The following is a 7,849-nucleotide window of genomic DNA, read 5'->3' on the forward strand; positions in this document are numbered from 1 at the left end:
AAAAACAGATTGGTGATCTGCCTTTAAATTGCTACGGTTTTTTTTTTCATTTTATCCCATATACTGTTTAGTAAAATTGGGATCAAAGGGCACGGGATAGGTTCCGTCAAAACAGGCCTTGCAGAAATTGGCTTCGGGCTCATTTACCCCGGACGCTTCCAGCATGCCCTCAATGGACAGGTAATGCAGGGAATCCAGTCCAAGGTACTCGGTCAGTTCATCCAGGGGTTTCTGGGCTGCAATCAACTCTCCCTTGGATGAAAAATCAATGCCGTAGTAACAGGGGAATTTATGGGGCGGACAGGAGACCCGCATGTGTATTTTTCCGGCTCCCAACTCCTTCAGGGCTTTGACACGGGTTTTGGCTGTGGTGCCCCGGATAATGGAATCTTCAACAATGATAATATCTTTACCTCGTATCAGTTCCCGTACCGGATTCAGTTTCACCCGCACGGCAAAATCCCGCATGGACTGGGTGGGCTGGATAAAACTTCTGCCCACATAATGGTTGCGTATCATGCCCATTTCAAAAGGGATACCGGATTCTGCGGCATAGCCGATGGCCGCATAGTTGCCGGAATCGGGAAACGGCATGACCAGGTCTGCATCCACATGGGATTCCTGGGCCAGGCGCCTTCCATGTGCCTTTCTCATTTCATAGACGTTTTTGCCGTCAATTGTGGAGTCAGGACGGGCAAAATAGATATATTCAAATATGCACAGGGATTTTTTGACTGCCGCTTTTGGGTGTTTGATGCTCCTGATACCGTCTTCATTAATAATAACGATTTCACCGGGGTCCAGTTCCCGGATAAATTCGGCCTGGATCAGGTCAAAGGCACAGGTTTCAGAAGCCAATACATAGTGTCCGTTCAGTTTTCCAAGGGCCAGGGGGCGAAATCCGTTGGGGTCTTTCAGGCCGATGATTTCGCCCTTACAGGTGAGCAGTATCATGGAATAGGCCCCTTCGACCTTTGACGTTGCCTTTAATATAGCTGATTCATAATCGCCTTTTATCAGGCTTTTAATGAACAGATGCAGAAATACTTCCGAATCCATGGTGGTCTGGAAGATGGAGCCCTGTTCCTCAAGCTCTTCTCTGATGGTGTGGGCGTTGACCAGATTGCCGTTGTGGGCCAGGGCATAGGAGCGGTGCCGGTGGTTGACCACAAAAGGCTGGGCATTGGCCAATACCGAGTCACCGGTGGTGGAGTACCGGACATGGCCGATGGCAGATCCGCCTTCAATACGTTCAAGGTCTTCAATGTTGAAAATTTCCGGTACAAGCCCCATGCCTTTATGGGAGAAAATTTTGTCGGTGATACCCCGGTTCACGGAGATGCCCGCACTTTCCTGACCCCTGTGCTGAAGTGCATAAAGCCCGAAATAGGTAATTTTGGCCGCTTCCGGGTGTTTGTACAGGCCAAAAACCCCGCATTCATCTTTAGGCCGCTCACTGGGCGCAAACACCGGGCAGGAGCAGTTGGGTTGGATGGTATTCATTTCTGATTTTTCCAATATTTATTGTATGAACAAAAAATTGCGTTTGAACATTATTTAATTCTCTTTGTGATAAGCCTGGAGGGGTTTCACCGTCAGGTTTTCCTTTTTCATGGCCTGGATGGCCAGGCTGATGGCCCGGGCCCCGTCCGTGGTGGTGGCATAGGGTATTTTATATTTAATGGCGGCCCTGCGAATTGCATACCCGTCTCTCTGGGTCTGACTGGAGGCGCCTGTATTTAAAATAAGCTGGATTTCACCGTTTTTCACGGCATCCACCACATGGGGCCGGCCTGCAGATACTTTTTTCACAAAGGTGGATGGAATTTTGTTTTCTTCCAGGAATGTGACAGTTCCCCGGGTGGCCATGATGGTGAATCCTATGTCATGGAAACGTTTGGCCACAGGCAGTGCCACCTTTTTATCCTTGTCCTGGACAGAGATAAAAACTGTGCCTTCCTTGGGCAGTTTCTGTCCTGCTGCAAACTGGGCTTTGGCCACAGCTGCGCCAAGATCCTTGTCAATACCCATGACTTCGCCCGTGGATTTCATCTCAGGCCCAAGAACAGGATCCACTTTTTCAAAGCGGTCAAAGGGCATCACCGCTTCCTTGACACAATAATAGGGCGGGATGATTTCCTTTGTCACCCCAAGCTCCCTTAAGGTTTTGCCCAGCATGACTTTGGTGGCCAGCTTGGCCAAAGGTACGCCGATTGCCTTGGATACAAAAGGGATGGTCCGGGATGCCCTGGGATTGACCTCAATGATGTACACCGTGTCATTCATAATCCCGAACTGGATGTTCATTAAACCCTTGACATTGAGCTCTTTGGCAATGGCTTTTGCCGCATCCGACATCTCTTTGATATGGTGGGCTTCAATGGAATAGGGCGGCAGTACACAAGCGGAATCGCCGGAATGGATGCCTGCCTCTTCAATATGCTCCATCATGCCGCCGATAATGGTATCCTCACCGTCGGAAATGGCGTCCACATCCAGCTCAAACGCTTCTTCCAGAAACTTGTCAATGAGCACGGGTTTGTCCGGTGAGGCCTGGACTGCCAGGTTGAAATATTCTTCCAGGTCTTTTTCATCATATACGATTTTCATGGCCCGGCCGCCTAAGACAAAGGAGGGACGGACCATGACCGGGTATCCGATATCCCTGGCAACAGCCACCGCTTCTTTATAAGAATATGCAATGCCGTTATCGGGCTGGCGCAGGTTCAGTTTTTTAAGCATGGCCGCAAACAGATCCCGGTCCTCGGCCCGGTCAATGCTTTTCGGACTTGTGCCGATAATGGGAACCCCTGCTTTTTGAAGGTCTGTGGCAAGGTTCAAAGGTGTCTGGCCGCCGAACTGGACAATCACCCCAAAGGGTTTTTCCTTTTCCACGATGTGAAGCACATCTTCCCGGGTCAGCGGTTCAAAGTAGAGCTTGTCAGAGGTGTCATAGTCAGTGGAGACCGTTTCCGGGTTGGAATTGACCATGATGGACTCCACCCCTTCTTCCCTTAGGGCAAAGGAGGCATGAACACAGCAGTAGTCAAATTCAATGCCCTGGCCGATGCGGTTGGGACCGCCACCCAGGATAATCACCTTTTTCCTGTCCGACACCCGGGCCTCGCATTCGCTTTCATAGGTGGAGTAATAGTAGGGGGTAACCGCCCTGAATTCTGCGGCACAGGTGTCCACCAGCTTATACACCGGAACAATGCCCAGGTCTTTTCGTTTCTGTTCGATCTGTTTGTCTGTCAGTCCCCCGGACAGATAGGCCAGCTGCATGTCTGAGAATCCGTATTTTTTGGCCTTTTCAAAAAGATCCTTTGGCAGGTTCATGCCGGCCAGTTTCAGCTGCTTTTCAAGGTCTACAATCTGCTTCATCTGATACAGAAACCAGGGATCAATAGCGGTCAGCTCATGGATCATGGTGATGGGCATGCCGTGTTCAATGGCGTATTTGATGTAAAAAATGCGCTGGGAATTTGGGGTGGATAATTTGTATTCCAGATCCGTACCCGCAACAGACCCGGGTGCAGGGTCTTTTCCGTCGGCACCAAAACCGGCCCGCCCGATTTCAAGGGAACGCAGACCCTTCTGGAGTGCTTCCTTAAATGTTCTGCCGATGGACATGGTTTCACCCACGGATTTCATGGCCGTGGTAAGTACATCGTCAGCTTCGGGAAATTTTTCAAAGGTCCAGCGCGGAATTTTCACCACACAATAATCAATGGACGGCTCAAAGCAGGCCATGGTTTCGCCGGTGATATCATTGGGGATCTCATCCAGGGTATACCCCACCGCAAGCTTGGCCGCAATTTTGGCAATGGGAAAGCCTGTGGCCTTGGAGGCAAGGGCAGAAGACCTGGACACCCGGGGGTTCATCTCAACCACGATGATATCCCCGTTGTCCGGGTTCACGGCAAACTGAACATTGGAGCCGCCCGTGTCCACGCCGATCTCTCTGATAATGGCAATGGAGGCATCGCGCAGGGCCTGGTACTCCTTGTCGGACAGGGTCTGGGCCGGAGCCACGGTAATGGAATCGCCGGTGTGAACCCCCATGGCGTCAATATTCTCAATGGAGCAGATGATCACCACGTTGTCCGCATGGTCCCGCATCACCTCGAGCTCAAACTCCTTCCATCCCAGAACAGACTCCTCAAGCATCACCTGGGTGATCAGGGAGGCGTCAAGGCCGGACTTGGCAAGATTTGCAAGCTCTTCCATGTTGTAAGCCACACCGCCGCCGGTTCCCCCTAAGGTAAAGCTTGGCCGGACAATAATGGGAAATCCGATGTGCTGGGCCACCTCTTCCACTTCAGTCATATTGACGGCAAATCCGGATTTGGGAATTCTCAGACCGATCTTATTCATGGCATCCCGGAACAGTTCCCGGTCTTCGGCCTTGTTGATGGCGTCAATGGAGGCACCGATCAGTTCAATATTATATTTTTCAAATATCCCTGTTTTGGCTGCATCAATGGTGGTGTTCAGGGCGGTCTGGCCCCCAAGGGTGGGCAGCACCGCATCGGGACGCTCAATTTCGATCACCTTGCACAGGGTTTCAGCCGTTACCGGTTCAACATATACCCGGTCGGCTGTTTCAGGGTCGGTCATGATGGTGGCCGGGTTGGAATTGATCAGGACAACCTCAAACCCTTCTTCCTTCAAGGCCTTGCAGGCCTGGGTGCCGGAATAGTCAAACTCGCAGGCCTGGCTGATGATGATCGGGCCGGCACCTATGATCAGAATTTTGTGGATGTCGTTACGCTTTGGCATTTTCCATCACTTTTGCAAACTGGTTAAAAAGATAGGCCGCATCATGGGGGCCCGGGGAGGCTTCGGGGTGGTACTGGACCGCAAAGGCCCGGATGGTATCGTTCTTAAGCCCTTCCAGGGAGTCTTCGTTCAGGTTGATGTGGGTGAGGTGACACTTGTTTTTGTCAAGGGTATTCAGATCCACGGCAAACCCGTGGTTCTGGGAGGTGATTTCAACTTTGCCGGTATCCATGTTCTTCACCGGCTGATTGCCGCCCCTGTGGCCGAATTTAATTTTCATGGTTTTACCGCCCATGGCAAGGCCCAAAAGCTGCATGCCAAGGCATATACCAAAAACCGGAAAGTCATCGAGAAGTTCGCGTATGGTTTCCACGATATAGGTCAAGGGCTCGGGGTCGCCGGGGCCGTTGGACAGGAAAATGCCGTCCGGATTCAGGCGTTTAATGGTTTGGGCATCGGTTTTTGCCGGAACCACAAGCACCTCGCACCCGGCGCCTTCAAGGCAGCGGATAATATTGTATTTTATGCCGAAATCCAGGGCCACCACAGAATGTTTTTTACCTTTGTGGCCCCATATAAAGGGGGCTTCAAGGCTTTTGGCATCCACATAATCCGGTTTGTTGTCTTTCCAGAAATAGGGTTTTGGGGTTGTGACATAACCCACCAAATCCGATCCTTCCATGGAGGGGATCAATTTTGCCCGGGCCACAAGGGATTCAGGATCCAGGTCCGTGGTGGAGATCATGGCTCTCATGGCCCCGGATTTTCGGATATGCCGGGTCAGGGCCCTTGTATCAAGGTCTTCAATGCCCAGGACATGGGATTTTATCAGATAGTCGGCAAGGGTTCCCTTTGATCTGAAATTGCTTGGAAACTCCTGGTATTCCTTGACAATAAAGCCTGCCACATGAATACGGTCTGATTCAACATCTTCCGGACACACCCCGTAGTTGCCTATGAGCGGATAGGTCATGGTGACCATCTGCCCGTAATAGGACGGATCGGTCAGGATTTCCTGGTAACCGGTCATGCTGGTGTTGAACACCACCTCTCCCTGGGCTTCGCCCGGCCCTGTAAAACTTCTGCAGGAAAATGTTCTTCCATCTTCCAGGGCTAACAATGCTTTCATATGGATTAGTACCTGTTCCTTAAATTTTTATGGTAAAAAGCGTTCCGCAATTTATTTGGAACCTGTTTAAATATCATGAAAAAGCTTTAATTTTCAACCCCTGGGGTTCATACAAAACAAATATAGCCGGTTTTTATGGTTCAGATAAAGATTAGAAAATTAAAAATATGGCATCACTGTTTCGTGTAATTTGCCTATATTTTATTGATTTTATCTTGGTTAGGCGTTATTCGAATGCTGATATAATTTTGAAGAGGTGCTGGTGATCCGCCAGGGTCGGGGTAAGGAAATTAAATCCCGGGAGGCAGATGGCCCTATTGTGTTTGAGCTTAAGTATCGGGAAGCACCGAAGACGCCTGTTATTACCTATTATCTGGCCATTGACGAAGGGAAAAAAGGCCCGGAAGTGGTGGATGATTGGCTACAGTGGCGCAGGGTCAGTAAAGGCCAGCCTTTTAGTAAACAAATATCTATGCCTTAATCAAGGTTACAGCATTAACGGGAGACTTTCTGATTGGCAAACCATGGCTTTATCCGCAGGTGCATCACGGAAACCCTAGATGGACTGAGAGAGGGTCTGACTCATTTTTCCGGGCCCAGCAGGGCAGCAGTCATTTATGCCATCACACCCGACGATCCCATTTATATCTTTGATCCCCAGAACCTTCTGGTGGGACATGAACCGAAATTCAAAGAATTGTATATTGATTCAAATGGTTGGCGAAACAATAATTTTATCAAATATGACAAAAAGAAATTCAGCAATCTGATTCCCGAAAAAAATCTTGGGCTGGCCGGACTGATATCCTATGGCGGCAGATCAAGCTCTATCGTCTATCAGATGTGGTTTACCGACCACCACCCGGACATGTGTACCATAGGTCCGACCGAGCGGTGGCTGGAACATGCTGTTTACAGATTTTCCCATGACATGGCCAATGAGGAAGAATTGTACACAGGCATTTCCGGCTGTTTTCTCAAGGAATACGCCACCCATGCGGTCAGAGATTTTATCGTGGATGAAATGAATGTCCTGATCGGCTGGGATACCAGAATCAGGGTTTACCCTGTTTTAGAGGCAGTGCTTAAAATTTCAAGAACTCCGGAAGAAGGAGAATGGCCTAAAGGCAAGCTGATTTTTGTGGAAAAAGAATCAATCCCAAAAATGAATTTTATTTTAGAGCTTCCCGGGACGGAGCAGCCAGTCCTGGACAATGTCAAGCATATCAGAAAGCTGCTTCAGTCGGTTGAAGATTCAGATTTGAAACTGGTTGCCACTGAAAATACGATCATTGGCATTACCAGGGAAGATCATCCTGATTTTTCCATCTCAGTAGATTTTAAAGGCCGGTACGGTTTTCTTGCAGTCAATGACAAGCTGGTGTGCTCTTTCTCCGACGGCAGCTTCAAATCTACCACGCATAAGGCAAAGCTGGTTCAGGTGGAAGAGGCATTAATGGACTCTGATATGGATGCTGAAAATGCAACTGCATTATTTAAAATAGTTGCCGGGATAGTTCACAGTGCTGCCAGCCACCGGCATGGATGCAGCATTGTGATTGACCTGAATGACTCCCCGGTTTTTATCATGGGCCATTCACTACTGCACCCCATGGATTTGAAAAATCAGGATAATTATGATCTGGCCAGATCCCTGTCCAAGGTGGACGGGGCCCTGCACATAGGGGCTGATATAAAGCTGCATGGGTTTGCCTGTCTTTTGCAAGGCAGGAATGTGCCTGGTGAAAACAGGGCCAGGGGTGCCAGGTTCAATTCAGCTTTGCGGTTCACGGCAGAACACGAAAATGTTATTGTAATAGTCGTCTCCTCTGACGCCCCGGTCTCGGTTATGATGGGAGGTGCGGTACAAGAAACTAAATGGAAACTGGAAACCCCTCGCATATGCAATATCCCCGTCCCCTTGGAAAAATGGGTTGT

General features: G+C 49.6%; 5 protein-coding genes. 2 read left to right on the forward strand and 3 right to left on the reverse strand.

The features are described 5' to 3' along the window. Positions 1-51: 51 nt before the first annotated feature. Genes purF through carA form a run of 3 tightly spaced genes read right to left on the reverse strand, consistent with a single transcriptional unit; the run spans position 52 to position 5,911 of the window. Positions 52-1,503: an amidophosphoribosyltransferase gene (purF, locus tag AB7U36_RS14210; protein WP_428160396.1), complete on the reverse strand. Its 1,452-nt coding sequence runs from the start codon at positions 1,501-1,503 to the stop codon at positions 52-54. Between the two features lie 54 nt (positions 1,504-1,557). Further along, a complete protein-coding gene (carB, locus tag AB7U36_RS14215) occupies positions 1,558-4,782 on the reverse strand; it encodes a carbamoyl-phosphate synthase large subunit (RefSeq protein ID WP_428160397.1) in 3,225 nt (1,074 codons plus the stop codon). Next, positions 4,769-5,911 carry a glutamine-hydrolyzing carbamoyl-phosphate synthase small subunit gene (carA, locus tag AB7U36_RS14220; protein WP_428160398.1) on the reverse strand — a complete coding sequence of 381 codons (1,143 nt, stop codon included), beginning with the start codon at positions 5,909-5,911 and terminating at the stop codon, positions 4,769-4,771. Before carA ends, carB begins: the two co-directional genes overlap by 14 nt. A 256-nt stretch (positions 5,912-6,167) precedes the next feature. Here carA and AB7U36_RS14225 point away from each other — a divergent pair, with 256 nt between their 5' ends. Next, complete coding sequence (locus AB7U36_RS14225; protein ID WP_428160399.1) at positions 6,168-6,392, forward strand: hypothetical protein; 225 nt, start codon at positions 6,168-6,170, stop codon at positions 6,390-6,392. A gap of 33 nt (positions 6,393-6,425) precedes the next feature. Beyond that, on the forward strand, positions 6,426-7,849 hold a 1,424-nt coding region (locus AB7U36_RS14230; RefSeq protein ID WP_428160400.1), incomplete at its 3' end, for a DNA integrity scanning protein DisA nucleotide-binding domain protein.

It is taken from the genome of Desulfobacter sp. (assembly GCF_050177295.1).